Annotated in this window: 15 protein-coding genes and 1 riboswitch; of the genes, 4 read left to right on the top strand and 11 right to left on the bottom strand. The window is 68.8% G+C overall.

Features of this window, described 5'->3' with window-relative positions; translation table 11 throughout:
- Positions 1–120: 120 nt before the first annotated feature.
- From parC to crcB, 10 genes are all read right to left on the bottom strand, one after another.
- Positions 121–2,361 (bottom strand): DNA topoisomerase IV subunit A, encoded by a 2,241-nt coding sequence (gene parC, locus AAIL17_RS05535; RefSeq protein ID WP_424681824.1) that lies wholly within the window; start codon positions 2,359–2,361, stop codon positions 121–123.
- 204 nt (positions 2,362–2,565) lie between these two features.
- Positions 2,566–8,673: a VWA domain-containing protein gene (locus AAIL17_RS05530; RefSeq protein ID WP_424681823.1), complete on the bottom strand. Its 6,108-nt coding sequence runs from the start codon at positions 8,671–8,673 to the stop codon at positions 2,566–2,568.
- A gap of 52 nt (positions 8,674–8,725) precedes the next feature.
- Positions 8,726–9,112 (bottom strand): hypothetical protein, encoded by a 387-nt coding sequence (locus AAIL17_RS05525; protein WP_424681822.1) that lies wholly within the window; start codon positions 9,110–9,112, stop codon positions 8,726–8,728.
- Positions 9,109–9,831, bottom strand: coding sequence for a M15 family metallopeptidase (locus AAIL17_RS05520; protein ID WP_424681821.1), 723 nt, complete (start codon positions 9,829–9,831; stop codon positions 9,109–9,111). The genes AAIL17_RS05525 and AAIL17_RS05520 overlap by 4 nt, the downstream gene beginning before the upstream one ends.
- 14 nt (positions 9,832–9,845) lie before the next feature.
- The gene (locus AAIL17_RS05515; protein WP_424681820.1) at positions 9,846–10,775 is read right to left on the bottom strand and encodes a hypothetical protein; all 930 of its coding nucleotides are present in this window, start codon (positions 10,773–10,775) and stop codon (positions 9,846–9,848) included.
- Positions 10,776–10,966: 191 nt separating this feature from the next.
- Positions 10,967–11,833: a TraB/GumN family protein gene (locus AAIL17_RS05510; RefSeq protein WP_424681819.1), complete on the bottom strand. Its 867-nt coding sequence runs from the start codon at positions 11,831–11,833 to the stop codon at positions 10,967–10,969.
- Positions 11,834–11,952: 119 nt separating this feature from the next.
- Complete coding sequence (locus tag AAIL17_RS05505) at positions 11,953–14,250, bottom strand: winged helix-turn-helix domain-containing protein (protein WP_424681818.1); 2,298 nt, start codon at positions 14,248–14,250, stop codon at positions 11,953–11,955.
- A 112-nt stretch (positions 14,251–14,362) separates the two neighbouring features.
- Positions 14,363–15,487, bottom strand: coding sequence for a cyclopropane fatty acyl phospholipid synthase (gene cfa, locus AAIL17_RS05500; protein WP_424681817.1), 1,125 nt, complete (start codon positions 15,485–15,487; stop codon positions 14,363–14,365).
- Between the two features lie 29 nt (positions 15,488–15,516).
- Complete coding sequence (locus AAIL17_RS05495; RefSeq protein WP_424681816.1) at positions 15,517–15,852, bottom strand: DUF190 domain-containing protein; 336 nt, start codon at positions 15,850–15,852, stop codon at positions 15,517–15,519.
- A gap of 13 nt (positions 15,853–15,865) precedes the next feature.
- Positions 15,866–16,252: a fluoride efflux transporter CrcB gene (crcB, locus tag AAIL17_RS05490; RefSeq protein WP_424681815.1), complete on the bottom strand. Its 387-nt coding sequence runs from the start codon at positions 16,250–16,252 to the stop codon at positions 15,866–15,868.
- Positions 16,253–16,327: 75 nt separating this feature from the next.
- Positions 16,328–16,408: riboswitch (Fluoride riboswitch) on the bottom strand.
- 88 nt (positions 16,409–16,496) lie between these two features.
- On the opposite strand from crcB, the gene AAIL17_RS05485 reads away from it, so the two are divergent.
- The 4 genes from AAIL17_RS05485 to chaB all read left to right on the top strand — a co-directional run bounded on the left by AAIL17_RS05485 (position 16,497) and on the right by chaB (position 21,155).
- Positions 16,497–17,753, top strand: coding sequence for a multidrug effflux MFS transporter (locus AAIL17_RS05485; RefSeq protein ID WP_424681814.1), 1,257 nt, complete (start codon positions 16,497–16,499; stop codon positions 17,751–17,753).
- Between the two features lie 110 nt (positions 17,754–17,863).
- On the top strand, positions 17,864–20,131 hold the full coding sequence (locus AAIL17_RS05480) for a DUF5916 domain-containing protein (protein ID WP_424681813.1): 2,268 nt from the start codon (positions 17,864–17,866) through the stop codon (positions 20,129–20,131).
- Positions 20,132–20,245: 114 nt separating this feature from the next.
- Entirely contained in the window at positions 20,246–20,860 is a 615-nt protein-coding gene (locus AAIL17_RS05475; protein WP_424681812.1) for a DNA-3-methyladenine glycosylase, read from the top strand.
- 67 nt (positions 20,861–20,927) lie between these two features.
- Positions 20,928–21,155: a putative cation transport regulator ChaB gene (gene chaB / locus AAIL17_RS05470; RefSeq protein ID WP_424681811.1), complete on the top strand. Its 228-nt coding sequence runs from the start codon at positions 20,928–20,930 to the stop codon at positions 21,153–21,155.
- Positions 21,156–21,324: 169 nt separating this feature from the next.
- Here chaB and AAIL17_RS05465 read toward each other — a convergent pair whose 3' ends face one another.
- Positions 21,325–21,786, bottom strand: coding sequence for a hypothetical protein (locus tag AAIL17_RS05465; protein WP_424681810.1), 462 nt, complete (start codon positions 21,784–21,786; stop codon positions 21,325–21,327).
- Positions 21,787–21,805: the final 19 nt, after the last annotated feature.

Below are 21,805 nucleotides of genomic sequence, written 5' to 3'. Positions count from 1 at the left end.
GCGGGGAGGGTCGATCAGGGCGTGGCTCGAATGATGGGTTATCGCAAGAGTGGCCCCTCACCCCAGCCCTCTCCCCGGAGGGCAGAGGGAGCAGGTACGCGGCCGGCTTGCAGCTCTTCCTCAGCCGGTGGTTTCGATGCGCTCCACGCGGCGTAGGCCGCGCGGCAGCAGACCGCCGCGGGTGGCGCGGTTGCCGCCGTATTCGACCAGGTCGTTCCAGCGCAGGGTGAGCTTGCGCTGGCCGGCGTAGAGGGTTACTTCGCCCTTGCCCTCGCTGACCACGGCGATGCCTGCGACGCGCTCTTCGCCGCTGGCGAGCTTGGCCTTGGGCACCTCGATCAGCTTGTTGCCCTTGCCCTTGTCCAGCTCCGGCAGCTCGGCCACGGAGAACATCAGCAGGTGGCCTTCGGTGGTGACCACCACGATGCGGTCGCGGGCCGGATCGGCGCTCGTCTGCGGTGCAAGCACCCGGGCGCCGTCGCTGAGCGAGATGATCTGCTTGCCCGCCTTGTTGCGCCCGGTGAGCGCCTCGAAGCGAGTGACGAAGCCATAGCCGAAGTCGGTGGCCAGGATCAGCCGCGTGTCGTTGTCGCCGGCGGTGAGCGCGTCGAAGCTGGCGCCGGCCGGCGGGCTGAAGCGGCCGGTCAGCGGTTCGCCGTTGCCGCGCGCGGAGGGCAGCGTGTGCGCGGGGGTGGAGTAGCTGCGGCCGGTGGAGTCGATCACCGCGATCTGCTGCGTGGTACGCGCCTTCACCGCGGCGAGCAGACCATCGCCCTCGCGGTAGTTCATGCCTTCGGCGTCGACGTCGTGGCCCTTGGCGGCGCGGATCCAGCCCTTCTGGCTGAGCACCACGGTGACCGGCTCGCTGGCGACCAGCGCGCTCTCGTCCAGCGCCTGCGCCACTTCGCGCTCGACCAGCGGCGAGCGGCGAGCGTCGCCGTACTTCGCCGCGTCGGCCTGCAGTTCGCCCTTGATCAGCGTCTTCAGCTTGGCCGGCGACTTCAGCAGCACGTTGATGCGCGCGCGCTCTTCCTCGAGCTGGTTGCGCTCGGCCTCGATCTTCATTTCTTCCAGTCGCGCGAGCTGGCGCAGCTTGGTCTCCAGGATGTAATCGGCCTGCTCGTCGGAGAGCTTGAAACGCTTCATCAGCACCGGCTTGGGCTCGTCCTCCGAACGCACGATGCGGATCACCTCGTCCAGGTTGAGGTAGGCGATGTGCAGGCCTTCGAGCAGGTGCAGGCGGCGCTCGACCTTGCCCAGGCGATGGTTGAGGCGGCGGGTGACCGTGTCGGTACGGAAGGTCAGCCACTCGGTGAGGATGCGCTTGAGGTCCTTCACCTGCGGGCGGCCGTCCAGGCCGATCATGTTGAGGTTGACCCGGTAGCTCTTCTCCAGGTCCGTGGTGGCGAACAGGTGCTGCATCACCTCGGCCGCATCGACGCGGTTGGAGCGCGGCACCACCACCAGGCGGATCGGGTTCTCGTGGTCGGACTCGTCGCGCAGGTCCTCCACCATCGGCAGCTTCTTGGCGCGCATCTGCGCGGCAATCTGCTCGAGGATCTTCGACGGGCTGACCTGGTGCGGCAGCGCGGTGATGACGATGTTGCCGTCCTCCACCTGGTACACCGCGCGGGCGCGCAGCGAGCCGGTGCCGGTCTGGTAGATCGACAAGAGCTCCTTGCGCGGGGTGATGATCTCCGCCGCGGTCGGATAGTCCGGCGCGGGGATGTGCTGGGCCAGGTCGGCGACGGTGGCACCGGGGTTGTCCAGCAGGTGGATGCAGGCATTTACCACTTCGCGCAGGTTGTGCGGCGGGATGTCGGTGGCCATGCCCACGGCGATGCCCATCGAGCCGTTGAGCAACACGTGCGGCACGCGTGCGGGCAGCCAGCTCGGCTCCTCCAGCGTGCCGTCGAAGTTGGGTACCCAGTCGACCGTGCCGTGCGCCAGCTCGCCCAGCAGCGCCTCGGCGATGGGGCTGAGCTTCGATTCGGTGTAGCGCATCGCCGCGAAGCTCTTCGGGTCGTCCGGCGAGCCGAAGTTGCCCTGGCCGTCGACCAGCGGGTAGCGGTAGGAGAACGGCTGCGCCATCAGCACCATCGCCTCGTAGCACGAGGTGTCGCCGTGCGGATGGAACTTGCCGATCACGTCGCCGATGGTGCGCGCGGACTTCTTCGGCTTGGCGGTCGCCGCCAGGCCCAGCTCGCTCATCGCGTAGATGATGCGCCGCTGCACGGGCTTGAGGCCGTCGCCGACGAACGGCAGCGCGCGGTCCAGCACCACGTACATCGAGTAGTCGAGGTAGGCCCGCTCGGCGTATTCCTTGAGCGGGATCTGTTCGAAATTGGCTTGCAGGTTCATCGGGGGCTTTCTTGCACGGGTAACCGGCCGATGGTGCCAGATCGGCCGCGGAGGGGACAGCCGGACGTCCCGTGAGCCTGCCTGGCGGCGTCGAGCAGGGGGCTGGCGCTTGCCGTGCAGCAGGCGAGCATGAAGGCGAGAAGCCGGGTGGCTGGCATGGGCTGTCTTCCTGTGCAGAAGCTTCGCGGCGCCGCCGCAGACTGTTCAATGTTTCGTCCTATCGTTGTGCGGCTGCGCCTGCTTGAAGTAATAGGCAGCGCCGGCCTGGAAGCCCTTGGCAAAGGTCAGCACGTTTTGTTTGACCCCGAGAGGCACATTGTCCTTGGCATCCTCAAAGGTCTTGGCTAACAGGAAAGGCATCATTTTCGAAGCCTTGGGTAGCACCTTGATTGGCCCGACACCGAGTTGAATCGGCTTGAGATCCAATAGCTTTTTCGTTCCAGCCAATACCTCTCCGATCTGCGCCGTGTAGTCTTCTGCCGCGGCAAGCACCTCTCGGTAGTCAGACGATTCCAGCGAAAAGCTGCTGACGCTCCACACCGCGGTGTCGACGCCCACGAAGCCGCCGATCATGAATTGCAGGTAATCATTGTGGATGGGCGTGACCGGTTCGAGCGCCATCACGTAGTCGGCAAAGCTGCCGTGTTCACCGGTGTCGGTCATGGCGATGGTTTCGTAGGTATCCGGATCGATCTCCAGCCAGGCCCAGCGATCCTCCCCGTAGATGCGGGTCGGTTTGCTTGGCACCAGCAGAACACTGTCCGAATTCTTCGCATGCGCGATCAACGCGGCAGGCATAGCTCGCTCCTGCATGTACTTCAGGTCGCCGTTGCGGCCGTCCTTCAGGCTCATCAGGAGGTTCGTGCCGTCGGGGCTGCGTCTCCAGACCTCTGAATAATCCGCACCTTCGAGCGGCAGCGCGGCGGCTTCCAACTGCGAAGCGAACATGCCGCTCATCAGGTTGAAGGCGTGCCGCGCGTCCGGCGCGCCGCCGTGCAGGTCGTTGGCCGACTGCATCAGGTCGACGCTGGTGCGCAGGTGCGACGGGTCGCCATAGCGCTGCACCGTGACCAGCAGCGCGCGGGCGCGGTCGGTGCGGCCGGCGGTGACGCCGAGCTGGCGCGCGAGGTCGGCCTCGTAGCGGCTCTGGCCGGCGACGAGGCGGTACAGGATGCTGCGCGTGTACCACGCCAGCGCCGAATGCACGGTCGGCCTGGCGACCGCGTGGTAGGCGGCATCGGCGGCCTTCTGCAGGGGCGCCGCGGCGTCAAGCGGCAGGTCCGGCAGGTTGGCGCCGAGGGTGAAGAACACGCCGGTGATGTCTTCGCCCTCGTGCAAGGCCGTCGTGTGGACCACGGTGTGGCCGGGCAGCGCCAGTTCGATGCGCACGCCGGTCACGGTGAACTGGTGCGGGTCCACGTAGCCGTCGCCCGGCACCTGCAGCGTCTGGTTCTCCAGCACTGCGGTGTAAAGGCCTTTCTGTGCGCCGACGCGGATGTCGACCGGCGCGCGCCCCAACGTGTCCATAGGCAGGGTGGTGCGCAGCACGCGTACCTCCTTGTCTTTCGCCGGGCCGGCGCTGGCGCCGGTCAGCGCGTCGGCCATGCTGCCGGTCAGGGCGGTGAGGCCGCGGGTCTGGCGCGGCCGCACCTGGAAGTACACGCGCACCTGCGCTTCCGCAGGGGTCATCGCGCGGTCTTCCTGGTCGGCCGGATAGAACGCCAGGCCGTCGAGTTCGGACAGGTCCTTCATGAAGGGCACCACCAGCACGCGCGCGTTGCCTTGCGCGTCGGCGTAGGACCAGGCCGGCAGGTATTTCTCCCTAGCCTCATCGACGTGGCCGAGCGCGGCCAGCGCCTTGCGGCCAGCGTCCGTCAGCGTCACCGCACGCAGCGCGGGCGCGTAGCCGAGCCGGGCGAGCAGGCCGCCGGCGAGGTTGGCCAGGTCGCCCTCGTCGCCCCAGCCCTGGGTGAGCACGGACTCGGGCGCATGGCGGTAGTGCCAGTAATCGCCGGAGGAGGGCAGCCAGCGCAATCCACGCAGCAGCGCCTGCACGTCGGCCAGGCTGGCGGCGGCCTTCAGCTTCATGGCGCCGGCCAGCGCGGGTGGCGGCACGGGCACGTCCTGCGCCGGGCCGTTGGGTGCCGCCGCGGGCGGCGGCCGGCTCGCGGCCACCTGCGCGCGGTGGCGGGCGATCGTGTCCTTCAGCGCCAGCGCCAGCGCGCGGTCGAAGCGGTCGTCCACGGCCGGTTCGACGCGATCGACCAGCAGGTCGGCATGCGCATAGCCAGCCTTGGCGAGCGGCAGCCTGAGGTCGGGAAAGAAGGTCGACTGCAGGGTGACGCCGCGCGTGCCCCAGGAACGCGGGATGGCGAACACCAGCAGGCCGCGCCGGCGACCGCCGTCGAACACCTGCCAGTCCTTGTCGATGCCCAGCGCCAGGCGGTCGGTGAGCGCGTCGGGCGACAGCGTCGCCGGACCGTCCGCCGGCGGCGTGCCGTCGGGGACCAGCCTGAACGCTTCGCGCAGGCCGGACAGGCCGGTGCCGGCCTGGGTGTTGGCGACGGTGATGTCGGCGACGACGAAGCGGCCGTAGGGCCAGTGCGACGGCGCGGCGGTGGCCAGTGCGTTCACCGTCAGGTCCATGCCGGCGGCGTGGAAGCTCGGCGCGCCACCCGCGGCCGGGACGGTGCCGCCGTGGACCGGCAACACCACGGCACCGCCGGCCAGGTCGCAGTACAGGCGCATCGGCGCGTCCCGGAGCACGGCCGGCAACTGGAACGCGAAACGCACCTGGTTGGAGGAGCCGGGCGCCAGCGTGACCGGCCACAGGAAGCCGAACGGCAGCCGCGAGGTCGCGTTGTTGACCGGCAGCATGAACGGTCCCTGCGGCGTGTCGACGGTGAGGAAGAAGCGCTGCGACGGCGCGAGGTGCAGGTCCGCCTGCATCTTCGAATCCATGCGCGCCTCGAGCACCTTGAACAGGCTGTCCTGCCCGGCGTCGACGTCCTCGATGCGGTCCATGTCCTGGCTGGCCGTGAGGCTCAGCGCGAAGGTGTCCGATGGCCGGTCCGCGCTCTTCGGCAGCGCGGTCAGCGCGACGGTGCGCGGCGCCGGCGTGCCGATCAGCGGCAGCGTGACGTGGCCATTGCTGGTGTCGTAGAAGTCGGCCGAGGCCTGGCGGATGGCGGCATCGGGCACGAGGAACACCAGCGCGCCGTGCACGGTCTGGTCCGGTTCGATGCGGATGTCGTTCTCGCCCGGCGCCGCGAGCGGCGACTGTGCCAGCCAGGTGGCCGGCGACGCGGGCCAGGCGCCGGCCTGGTTGAGCGTGACGAAGAAGTGCGAGGCGAAATCGGGAATGAGGTAGGGCGCGCCCTCGGACTGGATGTTCTTCAGCGTCATGTCCAGCGCCAGGAACACCTGGCCGCCGGGCGCGTCGATGCCGTGGAAGCGCTTCATCAGGTACATCTCGCGCGCGTGCCATTCCATCGCCCGGTTTTTGCCGCTGGCGTCGAGCGCGAGGCGCTTGGTCAGGATCACGTCCTGGCTGGGGATGTCCCGGCCGTAGACCAGCGCGGCCGCAGCGGCGCCGTACTGCGGGGCCTTCAGGCCTGTGCGGTAGCTGATCGTGTCGAAGCTGTAGCGCTCGGTGGAGCTCTGCAGCACCGGGAAGTCGAGCAACTGGGTGTCCGAATCGCGGCGGGCGTGGCCATCGACGGCCGGGCCGCTGACGGTGACGGTCAGCGCCGCCTTGCCGGCGGGCCGGGCCCTGGCGTCGGCGAGCACGTCCTGCAGCGCCTCGGCGAGTACGGCCGGATCCTCGGAGATCACGTAGCGGCCGCCGGAAAGCTCGGCCGCGCGCCTGAACGGCGCATCCCGGGCGCCGGTGCCCATGCCGACCCACAGCACCTGGATGCCGTCGGCCTTGATGCCCTGCAGCAGCTTCTCGAAGGCCGGCTGGTCGTCCTTGTCCACGTCCAGCGCCGCGTCGGTGAGGTAGACGATCACCCGCTTCTCGGCCGGCACTTCCTTCAGCGACAGGTAGGCCTTGCGCACCGAGCCGAGGATGTCGGTGCCCGGCCGCACCTGCAGGCTGCCCAGCGCCTGCAGCAGGTCGGACTTGCGCTGGGTGAATACCTGGCTGACGTTGACCTCGCCCGAGAAGCTGATCAGCTGCGTGAGGCTGTTCGCCGGCAGGCGCTCGATGAAGGCGTGGTAGAGATTCTTCATCTTGTCGATGCGGTAATTGCAGTAGTCGCAACCGGCGCCCGTCGGCGCGGTGTCCATCGACAGGCTGACGTCGGTGGCCAGCGTGATCACCGGCAGGTCCGACGGCGCCGCTTCCCGCGGGCGCTCGTAGATGGCGGCGTAGCGGTTGCCCAGGCGGTCGTTGATCGAGGCGAATACGTGCTGCAGGGCGTCGGCGTCGTCGGCGGAGTAGTAGGTGCCCTCGGACATGCCGGCCAGTTCCTTCAGCGTGCTGCCGTCGTGGCCGCGGCCGAAGCCGATGGTGAACAGCGGCACGTGCGCATCGGCCACCGCCTGCTTCACCTGCGCCTTGGTCGCGCTGCTGCCCTTGCCGGAATGGTCCTCGCGGCTATCGACGCCGTCGGTGAACACGACCAGGGTCGGGCGCTGCTCGCCACCCAGCAGCTTCAGGCCGGCCAGCACCGCGTCGTACAGCGCGGTGGAGCCGTCCGCACGGATCCGGCCCAGGTTGCGCAGCGCGTCCGCCTTGCCGGTGCCCTTGAGCGGGCGGATCTGCGAGTCGAAGTCGATCAACTGCACGCGCGTGTTGTCCGGCAACCCCTGGATGAAGCTGCGCGCGGAGGCGAGCACGCGGGTCATCGACTTGCGCATGGAGCCGGAGGAGTCGAGCACGAGCACCAGGCTCGGCGGCGTCTTGAGACGCTCGATGCGCAGGATCCTCGCGGGCTTGCCGCCTTCGACGATCTGCGTGTTGTCCGGCGTGGGCAGCAGTTTCGCGCCGGCGCCGTCCTGCAGCATGAAGTCCACCGTCGCCTGGTCGCCCTGCGCGGCGGCGTCCAGGATGCGCAACTGGCTGTCGGTGCCGGCGGCCTCGTCCACGGAGGGGTCGCGGTAGGCGCGGTCGACCAGCGAGCCGACGTCCAGCACGGTCATCTGCCCGGCGCTCACCGGCACCAGCCGCGTGCCGAGCGTGTCGGAGGCGGCTTTCAGGGTGTCGGGCACCAGCGTGACGTTCCAGTAGCCCGAGGGCAGCCAGAACAGCGTGTCGCCGTCGGGCGTGAGGGTGCCGCTGCGGTCGAGTTCCGGATGAGTGAGCGACACGCCGGCCGGCTCGCCGACCCGCACTTCGCCCAGCGCCGCGCCACGCACCTTGAGCGCGCCCAGGCGCTCGCCGTCGTGCACCGGCATCAGTGCATCGCCCTCGTCGAGGGCGATGGTCAACTGCTTCGGATCGGTCTTTGCGCTCCAGCTCAACTTCCACTGGATCGGCAGGGCGCCGTCCTGCGGCAGATCGTCGAGCGTGTAGTCGTGGGTCTTGTAGGCGTATAGCGTGCGCTGGTAGGCGAGGTCGCGCCGGTAGCGGCCCTGCAGATACGTGTTGCTGCCGTACAGCGTGACCGCGCCATCGGCCAGGGTGACCTTCAGGCTCTGGAAGCGGTGCCCGGGATTGGTCGTGGTGAAGTAGAGCGTGCCGTCCTTGAAGTCGGCGGTGCGCAAGGCCAGCGGCTTGCCGGCGCGCGGCTGCAGTTGCCGGCATACCGTCAGCCGGTAGCCATCGCCGCGCGGAAAGGCCACGCCCCACCAGTCGTCGCCCGCGCCGTCGCGCGCGTGTACGACCAGGCCATCGCGGTCGGCGGGCCAGGTTTCGCCGCCGAGCTGCGTGACGTAGCGCGACAGGTCGTCGAACGCGGTGGTGGTCTTGTCTTGCCAGTCCACCTGCAATTGCCAGGTCTCGCCGCTGGTAGAGCGGACGGTTTCCATGTTGTCCTTGTCGACGTAGCGCAGGTCCAGCCGCCCGTTCGCCGCGTGCTCGATCCCGACGTAGGCCTTCTGGGCACCGAACGGGTTGATGAAGGGCACGGCGATGTCCCAGCGCCCGGCCGGATAGGTCTTGCGCAGCGGCGCGGACGGTGCCGGGGCAGCAGGCGCCGACGCGTCTGCCGCGGTGGTCGCCCGTTGCGCAATGGAAGCTGCGCTCGTCGGCGTGATGCCTGGGCTCGCGACGTCCGTGTGGTTTTTTCCAAGCCACAGCACGCCGGTGCCTATGGCGGTTCCCACCGCAGCGACGGCGAGCAGTTTCACGGCGAGCCCGGTTTTCATCGCGAGTCATTCCTTCGTGGGACAGGGCGGGTTGCGCCGGCGCGCCGGTCCGCTACAGCAGCGCGAACTCGACGATGGCGCCGCCTTGTTTCGGATCGCAGGTGAAGGTCGCGGTGGTCGCGCCGTGGTCGAACGCGAGCGGCAGCCGCACCGTGGTGGTGTGGTCGCCGTTGGCGATCGTCTCGGCCTTGCCGTGCGAGGCGTAGGGTCCCCAGCTCTGCTCGATCAGGGCGTCCCACATCGGTTCCATGCGTTGCGAGTTGGAAACCAGCATGGCGGACAGGTAGCGTCGGGCGCCGTCGTGGTCGTGGCGGGCAAGCGCCTCGATCGTGGCGATCGATTTGCCTTCGCAGCTGACGGGGGCCTCCTGTGCGTGCGCGAGCGGCGTCAGGGTGAACGGGGCGAGCAACAGGACGAGACGATGGGTGCGCATCTTCATGGGTATCCCTGGGTGATGGGGCTGGTGTGGATGGGAACATCGACAGGTGATGCATGCGCGGACGACATCTGCGCGAGCAGGCCGTCATCCGAAGGCGAAGGTCCCGCGTAGCGCCAGTGCCACGGCTCGAACGCGATGCCCTTGGCGTTGCCCGCCGGATAGGACAGTTCGAAGCCGAATCGGCGGGCGTGGCGGGCGAGCCAGGCGAACGCCGGCGTATCGGCGAACGCCGCATCCGTCGGAGGCACGCCCGGCGTGGTCAGGTCCAGCGTGCAGCCGCTGTGGTGCTCGCTGAAGCCGGGCAGGGTGTTGACGTGCAGCACCGAGGCCAGCGGCAGGCCGCGGTCCAGCTTGCGTCGCACCAGCCGGCGCTGGTAGCCGAAGCTGCGGAAGCCGGACACCGCCTGCAGGGTGATCCCGTCGCGCGCCGCGGCTTCCAGCATGGCCTGCATGGCCGCCGCGGCACCGGGCGCCAGCCGCAGCGGCCGGCCGTAGACGTCCTGGCCTGCCTGCACCAGCGATGGCGCTTCCGGTTGCAGCGACCATCCATGCGCGAGGGCGTAGCCGGGCGTGGCGCCGAGGCGGGCCGCGGCGTGCACGGCGCGTTGCCGGTACTGCGGCGAATGCGGAGGCGGATCGCCGCAGGCGTCGGCCAGCGGCGTCCACAGCATCCAGGCCAGTGCCAGCCACGCCATCGCGTGCGCGCCTGTGTTGGGCATGCCGGCAGGCATGCTCAGGCCTTGCCGGGCGTAAAGGTCCAGCGAATCGTCATGGTGGCCGGAACGTCGCCCGCCGTGACCTTGCGGGTCTGCTGGCCGCTCTGCGGCCCCTTGCCGGACCAGTGCAGGTCGTCGAGCTCGATGTCGCCGATGGTCACTTGCCCGGTGCTGGTCTTGCCGCTGGCGTCCCTGGCCTGTTCGTCCACGGTCAGGCCGGGCAGCTTGAGGCTCAGCAGGCGGGTGTCGCCGTTCCATTCGGCGCGCGCATCGGGCAGGTCGGAACCCTTGCAATCGTTGCGCCCTTCGCCGTGGCGCTGTTCCGAGCCGGTGACGTAGTTGGCGTAGCCTTCGCCCACGTCCATCGAACGGTAGCGCGAGGACCCTTGCGTGACCGCGTGCAGCGAGCACCTGGCCTTGGTCGGATCCACCGCCCATCGGCCGAGGTCGTGGCGGGTGTACTTGGGTGCCATGCGGTCCTTGGCGGTGCGGGCCATCTCGCGCTGGGCCGGCGACATGCTGGCGCTCATCTTCATCATGGCCGCGGTCATGCAGGCCTCGTCCTCGCCGCAGGTGGCCATGGCCTGCTGGATGGCCGGCATCATCGCCTGCCGCAGCGGCTCGCCCTGCTTGATGATTTCCTGGGCGTTGTCCACGCTCGAGCGGTGGCCTTGCTCGCCCCACAGGTGCACGGTGCCGTCCAGGCGCTGGTGCACCGAGGCATCGGCATAGGTGCCGGCCTTGGCGTTTTCCTTGTGCGTCTGCCCGGCGATGTCGATGGTGTAGACCAGCGTGGCGGGCATTTCCCTGACGTCGTAGGAGGGGGCGTCACCGGCCGTGCCCGGTGACGACAGGGCAAGGCCGAGGGCGGCCGCGAGGCCGGCGAGGATGAAGCGGCCGTGCCGCTGCGGCGCGAGGGCGCAAGGGAGGGCGTGCTGATCGGTCATGTCCGGAACCTGGCTGCGTCGGGAGGGGACGCGCCACGCAATCGCGGCGCGCACCGTATCGCAGCGCAATTGCGCCGGCCGGTGCTTGATGGCCGTTTTAGGGGATCGTTACGGACTCTTACTTTGCTGCCGAATCAAGCACTTGGGTACAGCGGCAGGCTGGCGGGCCGACATCCTTGCGAGGCGATTTCCTACAACCGATGTACGCCGATGCCATCCTTCGCGAGCTGCGCCTGCACGCTGTCCGGCCCGGCCAGGTGGGCGGCGCCGACGGCGATGAAGACGGTGCCGGGTTGCTGCAGCATGCCGGCGATGCGTTTGGCCCAGGCTTCGTTGCGTTCGACCAGCAGGCGCTGGTAGAGCTCGGGCGTCTCGCGGCGCATCAGGTCGATCTCGAGTCGCGAAAGGGCGGCCTCGTCGCCGCTCTTCCACGCCTCGATGATCGCCTTGAGGTCCACCGCGGCGCGGTCGGTGTCGCGCAGGGTCGAGCGCAGCATCGCCAGTTGCACGGCCTGCGGCATGTCGGCCAGGAAGCGGATCTGCTGTTCGGCAGTTTCCAGCCCGCGCACCGGCTTGCCGGCTTTCGTCATTGCCGCGCGCAACTGCTTGTCGACACCTTCGGCAGGATCGAGGCCGGCCTTGGTGAGCGGCGCCACGGTGAGGGTGAGGGCGGCCAGCCACGGCCGCATCAGGTTCAGCGCAGCGACGCCGCCGGGCACGTCCGCCAGCCGGGCGGCGCGCGCGAGCCGCTCGCGGTCGAAGGGCGTGAGCAGGCCCGACAGCGGATGGGCCATGTCCATGCCGTACTGCAACACCAGCGCCGTCATGGTGGCCTGGTCGTCGTCGGTGATCTCCACGTACAGCGCCTGGCTGTCGGCCAGCGCCTTGTCCAGTTCGGCGGAGTGCCAGTCGGTGTCGTGCGGCAGCAGGTGCACGGTGCCGAAGAGGTAGATGGTGGTGTCGGCGTCCTTGACTGCCCATAGTGCCGGTTGGGCCAGCGCAGGAACGGCAGCCAGGGCGAGCACCAGCGCCAGCCCCAGTGCACGCAGCCGGGCCATCGTCCCACGCTGCAACCAGGCGGTGTACGACCGTTGTGCGATGGGGACGGCGGGCGATGGACGCATCATGGCGACTCTGCGTGATCGGTGGTGGTGTCCAAGCAGATGCTACCGCCTGATCAGGGCGAGGCCAGCAGTTTCTCCGCGGATTCGGCGGCCAGCGCGGCCGTGGCGTCCTTCTGCAACGTGGCAAGGCGCGCCTGGGCGCGGGCACGGCTAGTGCCGTCGCCTTGCTGCGCCATCCAGCGGCTGTACAAGCGCAGTACGTCCGCGCTGGCGGAGGTGCCCGGATCGAACCTGGCCAGGGCGATCGCCGCGTCCCCAGCATCGTGGTCGCGCAGGGCGAGGATCAGCCCGATGTAATGCAGGTTGTCGCCCGTGGGGTCGTTCGGACGCGGTCCCGTAGCAGCCGCCTTCAGCGCGATGCGCGCCTGCAAGGGGTTGCCGGCGGCGGAAGCGGCCATCGCATGGATAAGCATGCGCTCGTATGCGTAATCGCCCGGCTGCTTCTGGGCATCGATCAAGAAGTCCGTATCGCGCCGGATTGCCGCCACGGCGCCCGGTTCGGCAAGCAGCGCAGCAGCAGCCTCGTTCAGACGTATCGCGAGCCACAATGCAGGATCCTGCGCCGGGTCCACCAGTGAAGCCGCCTTGCGGCAGTCCGCAAGCGAACCGGCCGCGTCATCTTCGTACCAGTCGCTTCCCGCGCGCAGCATCCAGGCGAGCGCCTGCCGAACGGCGTTGTGTTGCTCCGTAGCGGTTGCCAGCAACTGGGAGGCAATGGGCTTCACCTGGGACGTCAGGCCAGCATTGAGCAGGGCGATGGCCAGGTTGTCACCGCTGGCGAAGGTCAACCATGGATCAACGCCCAGCGACCTGTGATAGCTGTTGGCGAAAAGCCGTATGGCTTCGCCGTTCTTTCCTTCGCGAGCGAGCACGAGGGCGAGATTGTAGGCATCTCCCCGTGCGTCGTGTTCGTTGCCGATCGCCTCGCTGGCGGCAAGCGCCGCGCGGTCGGCCGCCTCCGTCGCCGCGACGTTTCCCTCGGCCTCGCCGATGAAGGCCTCGCTGTTGTGCAGGTCGGCAGCCCGCTGACGCAGCTGGTGCCGGTCGATCAGGTTGCGCGCCCGGGCCAGCTTTGCGTGGGCCAGAGACATCCGATGCAATCGAGCCGCCACGTTGACCGCTTTGAGCGCAACGGTGACGCTCATGTTCGCGTCGCGTCCGGCCATCGGCTCTGCGCGGTCCAGCAGTGCCAGCGCATCTTCGTAACGGTGCCGGTTCATGGCCAGCTGAGCCAACTGGACCAGGCTGCCGGCGGCCATGACCTCGTTGCCCTGGGCACGCGCCGACGCCAGCACTTCCTGCAGGGTGTGCTCGGCCAGGTCGGATTCGCCGGTGACGAGTTGGGCCTCGCCTAACCTGAAGCGGGCAGGTAGGAAGTTTGGCGCGTTCTGCGAGGAGAGCAGGAAGTAGGGCTTGGCTTGCGCCCAACGGCCGCTCATGGCCTCGTCCAGCCCGCGCGCAAATGTTTCGGCCAGATATGCATCCGCGGGCTGCGTGCCCTGGGGTTGCGCCGCAGGTACCAGTCCCAGTGCGCGGCGGATGCGCCCGACCGCCTCGATGCCGAGCGTTCCCGGCTGATCTCCCGTGACGATGATGTCGGAGGGAGCGGCGGACTTGCCGGGATCGAGATGCAGATCCAGTTCGTAGAGTTTGTCGGCGATCTTGCGCAGGCGGCTGTCGATCACGATGTCGGCATGCGTGACCAGACGTGCATGTTCGGCGTGATTGCGGCCGGCCTGCGGCGTGTAATCCCAAACGTGAGCGACCTGCAACGCATCGATGACGTCGATGCCATGGGCCTGGCCCAGCAGGCTGGTCATCAGGCCCGGCAGGCCGTGGGAAACCCAGCCGAGCGCGGGATCGCCGGTGGCATTGGTGGTGGGCAGCATCGCCAGTCGCGGCGGAGCCGGCACGGGCGGTGCCTTGCTCGCAGGGATGAACCAGAAGGCAAGCGCCGCGAGCACCAGTGGTATCGCCATGCCGAGCGCCAGGTAGGCCTGGCGTGTCTGGCGCACCAGGGGAGCGGGAGCAGCTCCGGATGCTCGGTCTTCAGGGTCGGGGCGCTCCGCGGCCGCCGGCGTGACAGGCGCCACCCACTGCAGCCCGCGGCCGTACACGGTACGGATGACCGCCTGCCGGTCGCCATCGTCGTCGAGGGCGCGGCGGGCCTTGTAGAGCAGTTGGCTGAGCGCCGCATCGGTGATCGGCCGGTGGCCCCACAGGGCGGCGATCACTTCCTGCTTGCCCACGGCGCGGTCGCGGTTCTCGACCAGCAGCCAGATCAGGTCGAATACCTTCGCTTCCAGGTCGACCGGCTGTCCATCGCGCAGCAGCCGGCGGCTGGCAGGCACGATCGTGTACCCGCCGCATTGCCACATCTGGTGACTTCCCTCTCCCTGCATTGCCGCCGCGTCCGTCCCGTCGCGTCCCCGGCGGGAGGTTTACCACAACTGCCGGCGGTGTTCAGCGCGGCACGCGGTAGCCGCCGGGTACGCCGCGCGGGCTCAGGGTGATCTGCCAGAGCTGGTCGCGGCGGCTGCGGAACACGGCCGCCGAGACGGCCAGGTAGTAGTGCCACATGCGGCGGAAGCGTTCGTCGTAGTGATGCGCGAGCGCCGGCCAGGCGGCGTCGAAGTTGGCGCGCCAGGCGGTGAGGGTCTTGTCGTAGTCGGCGCCGAAGTTGTGCCAGTCCTCGACCACGAACAGGCCCTCCAGCGCGGTGGCGGTCTGGCTCATCGCCGGGATCATCGAATTGGGGAAGATGTACTTCTCGATCCACGGATCCGGCCGCGACGGCGCGCCGTTGCTGCCGATGCAATGCAGCAGGAACAGGCCTTCCTCGCGCAGGCAGCGCCGCGCCACCTCGAAGTAGCTGCGATAGTTGAGCGCGCCGACGTGCTCGAACATGCCGATCGACATGATCGCGTCGAAGGGCTCGTCGAGCTCGTGGTAGTCCTGCAGGCGGATCTCCACCGGCAGCCCGGCGCACAGCGCCTGCGCGTAGGCGGCCTGTTCCTGCGAGACGGTGATGCCCACGCCCTCGATGCCGTATTTCTCAGCCGCGTACTTGAGCGCCTCGCCCCAGCCGCAGCCGATGTCCAGCACGCGCTGGCCTGGCTTGAGGCGCAGCTTGCGGCAGATCAGGTCGAGCTTGGCGACCTGGGCGTGGTCGAGGTTGTTCGCTTCGGCCCAGTAGCCGCACGAGTACACCAGCCGCTCGCCGAGCATGGCCTGGAACAGGTCGTTCCCCAGGTCGTAGTGCGCCTTGCCGATCTCGAAGGCATGTTCGCCGCGCTGCAGGTTGACGAACCGCGCCTTGAGGTGCGCGATCAGCGTGTCGAGCGTTTTCAGCTCCTGGTCGAGCTGCGCACGCAGCAGGCGGGTGAACAGGCCGGGCAGGTCGTCGCTGTCCCACCAGCCGTCCATGTAAGCCTCGCCGAGGCCCAGCGAGCCGTGTGCGAAGACGCGCGCGTAGAGCCGGTCGTCGTGCACGCACAGGTCGCAGGGCGGCTTGTCGGCGGCGCGGACGCCGGCAAGCGCCAGCAGGTCGATGGCTCGTTGCTCGAGGGACGGCTGGCGGAAGGGCATCGCGGAGCTCCTTCAGATGGCGGCACGCCTCACTGCGCGCCCAGAACGCCGAAGCGTATGGTCGAGGTTGCATAGACCACGTCGACGCCTTCCTCGCGTACCCGCGCGAGGAAGGCGTCGGCCTGTTCGGTGCGGAGCAGGAACTCGACCTTCACCGGCAGGTCGTCCGACAGTTCGAAGAACGCTTCCTCGCGCAGCACGCCGTGCCGGCCGAAGCCGGCGGTGGCGCGGAACACCGAGCCGCCGCCGATACCCTGGCGCCGGGCCTGCTCCAGCAGCCATTCGGACAGCAGCATGCCGTCGTGGCGCGCACGCACGTGGGCGTAGAAGCACAGTTGCACGCCCTCGATCGTCTTCTCGCTCATGCAGGTCTCCTCGTCAGTGGCGCAGCAGGCCGCGGGTGAGCGCGATGCCGAGCAGGGTCAGGCTAATCGAACCGACCAGATGCACCAGCAGATGGCCGCCGAACCACAGGTATTGCTGCCGCAGCAGCAGCGTGGAGGATTCGGCCGAGAACGTGGAAAAGGTGGTCAGTCCGCCGAGAAAGCCGGTGAACACGAACAGGCGCAGTTCCGGCGGCAGCGCCTGGAAGTGGTCCCACACGCCCATCGCGCAGCCCATCAGCAGCCCGCCGAGCAGGTTGGCGACGAGCGTTCCCGGCGGCAGCGTGGGAAAGACCTGGTTGAGCAGGCTGCCGAGCAGCCAGCGCAGCCAGCAGCCCAGCGCACCGCCGAAGCCGATGGCAAGGAATCCGGTATAGCCCACGAGAGCGCCTCCTCAAAGGATCGAAGTCGTCCGGACGTCCGCGGCTACGGGCACGCGCCCGCACCCGGAACGCGCCGGTGTGCAGGCATCATCAACCCCTCGACGGGGGTGGTTCGTTCCGGCAGGAACGGGAGGCATGCCATCTCCCATCCGGCGGATGCTAGCGGATGGGTGGCGGCCGGCCAATGGGCGGGGCGCCGCCTGCGTGCATGGCATACTGGCCACCGCTTCCCGGCGCCAGTGCATGAACCCCAAGCATCCCCCCATCCGGCGCAGCCTGCCCTGGCTGCTGGCCGGGCTGTCGATGATCGGTCCGTTCTCGATCGACGCGGTGTTCCCCGCGTTTCCGCTGATCGGTGCCGCCTTCGGCGTGGACGCGGTGGCACTGCAACAACTGCTCAGCGTGTACCTGGTCACCTATGCGGCGATGAGCCTGTTCCACGGGGCGATCTCCGATGCGCTCGGCCGCAAGCCGGTGATCGTGGCGGGCATGCTGGGCTATGCGCTGGCGTCGATCGGCGCGGCGATGTCGGTGTCCTTCGGCATGCTGCTGGTGTGCCGCGGCGTGCAGGGTGCGTGCGCGGGCGCGGGACTGGTGGTCGGGCGCGCCATCATCCGCGACAGCCTGGAAGGCCAGGCGGCCCAGCGACTGATGTCGCGGGTGATGATGATCTTCTCGGTGGCGCCGGTGATCGCGCCCATGGTCGGCGCACAGTTGCTCGGCCTGGACGGCTGGCACGGCATATTCTGGGTGCTGACCGGCTTCACCACGCTGCTCGCGCTGCTGCTGGTGCTGATGCTGGAGGAGACCCATCCGGCCGAGCGGCGCAACCGCTTCGCGCTCAAGCCGCTGCTGGGCAGCTACCTGAGCTTCGCCCGCGACCGGCCGATGTGGCCACTGCTGGTCTCGCTCTCGGTCAACTTCGCCGGGCTGTTCCTGTACATCGCTTCGGCGCCGCGGGTGGTGCGCGGGCTGTTGCATCTCACGGAGCAGGGTTTCCCCTGGCTGTTCATCCCGGTGGTGGCCGGACTGGTCGCCGGTTCGTGGTTGTCGGGCCGACTGGCCGGGCGGCGCGGCGTGGCGTTCACGGTGAACCTCGGCTATGCCGCGCTGCTGCTGGCCTGCGCGCTGCATCTGGTGCTGGCGCTGGTGTTGGCGCAGCCGCGGCTGCCCTGGTCGATCCTGCCGCTGGTGCTGCATGGCGTGGGAGTACAGCTTGCATTCCCGACGCTGACCCTGCTGTTGCTGGACCGCTTCCCGCGCCATCGCGGCGGCGTCGCCTCGGTGCAGGCATTCACCAGCCTGATGCTGAGCAGCATCGTCGCCGGCGTGCTTTCCCCGCTGCTGTCGGTGAGCATGCTTCACCTTGCGCTGGGCGCCAGCCTGCTGACCCTGGTCGGGCTGGTGGCATGGCTGGACTATTGCCGGTCGACCCGCCACCCGCGTCCGCCGCCGCCGCGGGACACCGCCTTGCAGGCGCAGATCGTCGAGCCGCGCTGAAGGTTGCGCGAAGTCGTCCGCGGACACCGCGCCGGGCGTGACTTTCGCCAGTCGGCCCTGCCGCGGTGCTCGCCTATGCTGCGATCCATCCCCCGCTTGCCATGACACCAATGCGTCCTCCCGCCCGCCACCCTTCCCGGCCCCGCGGCCATCGCGCCGCGCGCGCCCTGGTTGCCTCGCTCGCCCTGCTGGCCCTGCCGGCCATGGCGGTGACGGTCGACGGCCATATCGATCCGGCCGAGTGGCAGGGCGCCAGGCGCATCACCGACTTCCGCAAGACCCAGCCGCTCAACGGCGAACCGGGCAGCCTGCCGACCGAGGCGTGGGTGCTGTCCACGCCCGAGGGTCTGGCGGTGGCCTTCCGCTGCATCCAGCCGCCGGGCGTGCCGCGCACGCACCAGCGCATCCGCCGCGACGAGCAGGCGCAGGTCGACCGCGTGAACCTGATGGTCGACTTCGACGACGACGGGCGCACCGGCTACAACTTCATGGTCACCCTCTCCGACGACCTCAACGACGCGGTGCTGACCAACGAGAGCCGCTTCAACACCGACTGGGACGGCAACTGGAAGCACGCCGTCAGCGAGGACGCGCAGGGCTGGTCGGTGGAGATGCTGATCCCCTGGTACATCGCGCCGATGCGCGGCGCGAGCAACGGCGAGCGCACCATCGGCCTGTACCTGGACCGCGTGATCGGCTCGACCGGCGAGCGCGACGCGTGGCCGGTGGCCAGCTTCGAGAAGCCGCGCTTCCTCTCCGACTTCGTGCCGGTGACGCTGCCGGCCTACACGCAGTCGCTGTTCGCGATCACGCCCTACGCTGTGGCCATCCGCGACCAGGTGCATGGCGACAATACCTTCGACGGCGGCGCCGACATCTTCTGGAAGCCCAACGGGCAGACCCAGCTCACCGCGACGATCAACCCCGACTTTGGCCAGGTGGAAAGCGACGACCTGGTGGTGAACTTCGGCGCCGAGGAAACCTTCTTCACCGACAAGCGCCCGTTCTTCACCGAGAACCAGGGCATCTTCGACTTCGGCCTGCTGATCGACAACAGCCAGCTGATCTACACCCGTCGCGTGGGCGGACCGGCCGACGACGGCAACGGCTCCGGCGACGTGACCGGCGCGCTCAAGCTCAACGGCAGCGTGGGCGCCACGCGCTACGGCGTGATGGCGGCACAGGAGAGCGGCGATGCCGGCCGCACCTTCTCGGCGCTGCGCCTGATCCACGACTTCGGCACGCAGACGCTGGGCATGCTGGCCACGCACGTGGACCGCCCCTGGCTCGACCGCGATGCCGACGTGCTTGGCATCGACCATCGCTGGCAGCCCAACGCCAAGCTTACCGTGACCAGCAACGTGGTCGGCAGCGCGATCGACCAGCACAACACCACCGTGCGCGGCACCGGCGCCACCACCGTGGTCGAGTACGAGATGAACGAGCGCTGGACCCAGGAATGGCTGGGCATGCACTTCGACGACAAGCTCGACCTCAACGATTTCGGCTACCTGCCGCGCAACAGCCTCAACTACGTCCACTATGAGGTGCGCCGCCGCTTCGCCGACCTGCCGGCCGACTCGCGTTTCGCCTCGCACGTGTGGCACTGGCGCATCATCGGCATGGACAACGACCATGGCTTGAACCTGGAACGGCAATTCCGCGTGATCCGCGAGAGCCAGCTGCGCGACGGCGGCGAATCGGACTGGCAGCTCAACCTCGACGCCCCCGCGTACGACGACCTGCTCACCCGCGGCCACGGTGCGCTGCGCATCCCGCACAACGCGATGCTGGACTGGGAGCGCACCAGCCCGCGCAAGGGCGACTGGGCGTGGGAGTCGGAGGTGACGCTCAAGGGCAGCGACCGCGTCGGCCTGCGCCGCATCGGCTACGCGGCCGAGTTCCAGCCCACCTATTTCATCAACGATGCCTTCAGCGTGTTCAGCGGCGTCACCTACGAGTTCGATCCGGACTGGCTGGTGTGGCAGCACGACAACCTGATCGGCAGCTTCGACAGCCACCAGATCCTGCTCGACGCCGGCGTCAACTGGAACATCGGCAACCGCGAGGAACTGCGCGTGAAACTGCAGGCATTGGGCCTGGACGCGCGCCTGCTGCAGGCTTATCGCGTCAACGGCGACCGGCGCGCGGTGGCGGTGGACGATCCGGTGAACGATTTCAGCGTGCGCAACCTGGGCTTCCAGATCCGCTACCGCTACGAGCTGGCGCCGCTGTCGGACCTGTACGTGGTGTACGGGCGCGGCGGCTACGCGCTCGACCCGCGCTACAGCGAAGCGGGCAGCCAGTTCGGCCGCAGCTTCGACCTGCGCGACAGCGAGCAGTTGCTGGTGAAGCTCGCCTATCGCTTCGAACTGTAGGTTTCCGTAGGGTGGGCTTCAGTCCACCATCGCCTCTGCGGCAAGCCGGATCGGTGGGCTGAAGCCCACCCTACGGGTATCCGCTCGCCGCTGCACACGGCATGCTGTGCGGCCATGACTCCCGATTTCATCGCTTCGTTGCTCGGCCGTCCGGCCACGGTGCTGCCGCAAGCGTTCTACGCGCGCGACCCGCGCGTGGTGGCGCCCGGGTTGCTCAACAAGGTGCTGCTCAACGCCGACGGGCGCAGTGGGCGCATCGTCGAGACCGAGGCGTACTGCGGCGCGATCGACCCGGCTGCGCATTCATGGCGTGGGCGCACCGCCCGCAATGCGACGATGTTCGGCCCGGCCGGCCTGCTCTATGTGTACTTCACCTACGGCATGCACTGGTGCTGCAACCCGGTGTGCGGCGAGGAAGGCGAGGGCGTGGCGGTGCTGTTGCGCGCGCTGGCGCCGCTGACGGGCCTGGCGGCAATGCGCGCCGCCAGGCCGCACTGCCGGCACGATCGCGACCTGTGCCGCGGCCCGGCGCGGCTGTGCCAGGCGCTGGGCATCAATGGCGCGCAGGATGGCATCGACCTGGTCGAGGGCACGGGTGGTTTCACCATCGTCGACGACGGCACGCCGCCACCTTCGGCGCCCGTGGCCTCGCCACGGATAGGCATCACCCGCGCGGCGGAGGAACCCTGGCGCTGGCACGTGCCGGGCGATCGGCACGTGTCGCGCTAGGGCTGGTTGACGCCCGCTTGATCCGCCCGGGCGGACGGTGGCGTCAACCCAGCCAGGAGATCGAGCCATGCCCTACAAATCCACGCGTGACCTGCCTGACGCCGTGCGCGACAACCTGCCGGAGCATGCGCAGGACATCTTCAAGGAAGCATTCAACAGCGCCTGGGACGAATACGCCGACCCGGACAAGCGCCGGGGCAAGGAATCGCAGGAGGAAGTCTCGTTCAAGGTCGCCTGGGCGGCGGTGAAGAACGAGTACGAGAAAGGCGACGACGACAAGTGGCACAGGAAGTAGCGGCAGCCGGATCCTTCCCCCGCACGTGGGGGAAGGTGCCCGAAGGGCGGATGGGGGAAGCCTCGCGGGAAGCCTCAAATTCCAAGCGTCCAAAGCGCGCAGGTGGACTCTCCCGCGAGCCCCAGCCCCTCACCCCAACCCTCTCCTCGCAGGGGAGAGGGAGTTAGGTTCAGGCGAGATTGCGCGCTTGCAGGAACGCCAGCGCCTCGCCCGCATCCTGCTCGAACCACGCCTGCGTCGAGCCCAGCCGGAAGCTGTAGCCCCAGGCGTCCATGTCGGCCATCAGCCGCGCGCGGCCCACGCCCGGTAGGTCGTCGGCGAGCAGGATCTGCAGGTAGCAGGTGGCGTCTTCCTCTTCCACCGAGTCGGTGGCGTCGGTATGCACCTGGGCGCGCCGCTCGGGCGGCAGCACGAGCAGATGGCAGGCCTCGTGCAGCAGCGAGTGCACGGGCGTGTCGTCGCGTGCATAGACGCCCGTGCCGATGACGCCGGCCTCCTCGTCGCCCCAGTAGCTGCCGGGGATCGGCTCACCGGCAGGCACGCGGTGCAGTGCCAGCCCGTGGCGCGCGAGCAGGGCGATCGGCGTCTCGTAGCCGATGTCGGCCAGGCGCAGGACGTCAGGAGTGTTCATGGGGCGTAGGGTGGACTTC

Source organism: Frateuria sp. YIM B11624 (genome assembly GCF_049727805.1).
Classification (GTDB): Bacteria; Pseudomonadota; Gammaproteobacteria; order Xanthomonadales; family Rhodanobacteraceae; genus Frateuria_A.
This window is presented reverse-complemented; position numbering and strand designations above follow the sequence as displayed.

Coding starts and splice junctions, on each gene's coding strand:
- parC (WP_424681824.1), bottom strand. CDS start 2,361: ATGAACCTGCAAGCCAATTTCGAACAGATCCCGCTCAAGGAATACGCC.
- AAIL17_RS05530 (WP_424681823.1), bottom strand. CDS start 8,673: ATGAAAACCGGGCTCGCCGTGAAACTGCTCGCCGTCGCTGCGGTGGGA.
- AAIL17_RS05525 (WP_424681822.1), bottom strand. CDS start 9,112: ATGAAGATGCGCACCCATCGTCTCGTCCTGTTGCTCGCCCCGTTCACC.
- AAIL17_RS05520 (WP_424681821.1), bottom strand. CDS start 9,831: ATGCCCAACACAGGCGCGCACGCGATGGCGTGGCTGGCACTGGCCTGG.
- AAIL17_RS05515 (WP_424681820.1), bottom strand. CDS start 10,775: ATGACCGATCAGCACGCCCTCCCTTGCGCCCTCGCGCCGCAGCGGCAC.
- AAIL17_RS05510 (WP_424681819.1), bottom strand. CDS start 11,833: ATGGCCCGGCTGCGTGCACTGGGGCTGGCGCTGGTGCTCGCCCTGGCT.
- cfa (WP_424681817.1), bottom strand. CDS start 15,487: ATGCCCTTCCGCCAGCCGTCCCTCGAGCAACGAGCCATCGACCTGCTG.
- AAIL17_RS05495 (WP_424681816.1), bottom strand. CDS start 15,852: ATGAGCGAGAAGACGATCGAGGGCGTGCAACTGTGCTTCTACGCCCAC.
- AAIL17_RS05485 (WP_424681814.1), top strand. CDS start 16,497: ATGAACCCCAAGCATCCCCCCATCCGGCGCAGCCTGCCCTGGCTGCTG.
- AAIL17_RS05480 (WP_424681813.1), top strand. CDS start 17,864: ATGCGTCCTCCCGCCCGCCACCCTTCCCGGCCCCGCGGCCATCGCGCC.
- AAIL17_RS05475 (WP_424681812.1), top strand. CDS start 20,246: ATGACTCCCGATTTCATCGCTTCGTTGCTCGGCCGTCCGGCCACGGTG.
- chaB (WP_424681811.1), top strand. CDS start 20,928: ATGCCCTACAAATCCACGCGTGACCTGCCTGACGCCGTGCGCGACAAC.
- AAIL17_RS05465 (WP_424681810.1), bottom strand. CDS start 21,786: ATGAACACTCCTGACGTCCTGCGCCTGGCCGACATCGGCTACGAGACG.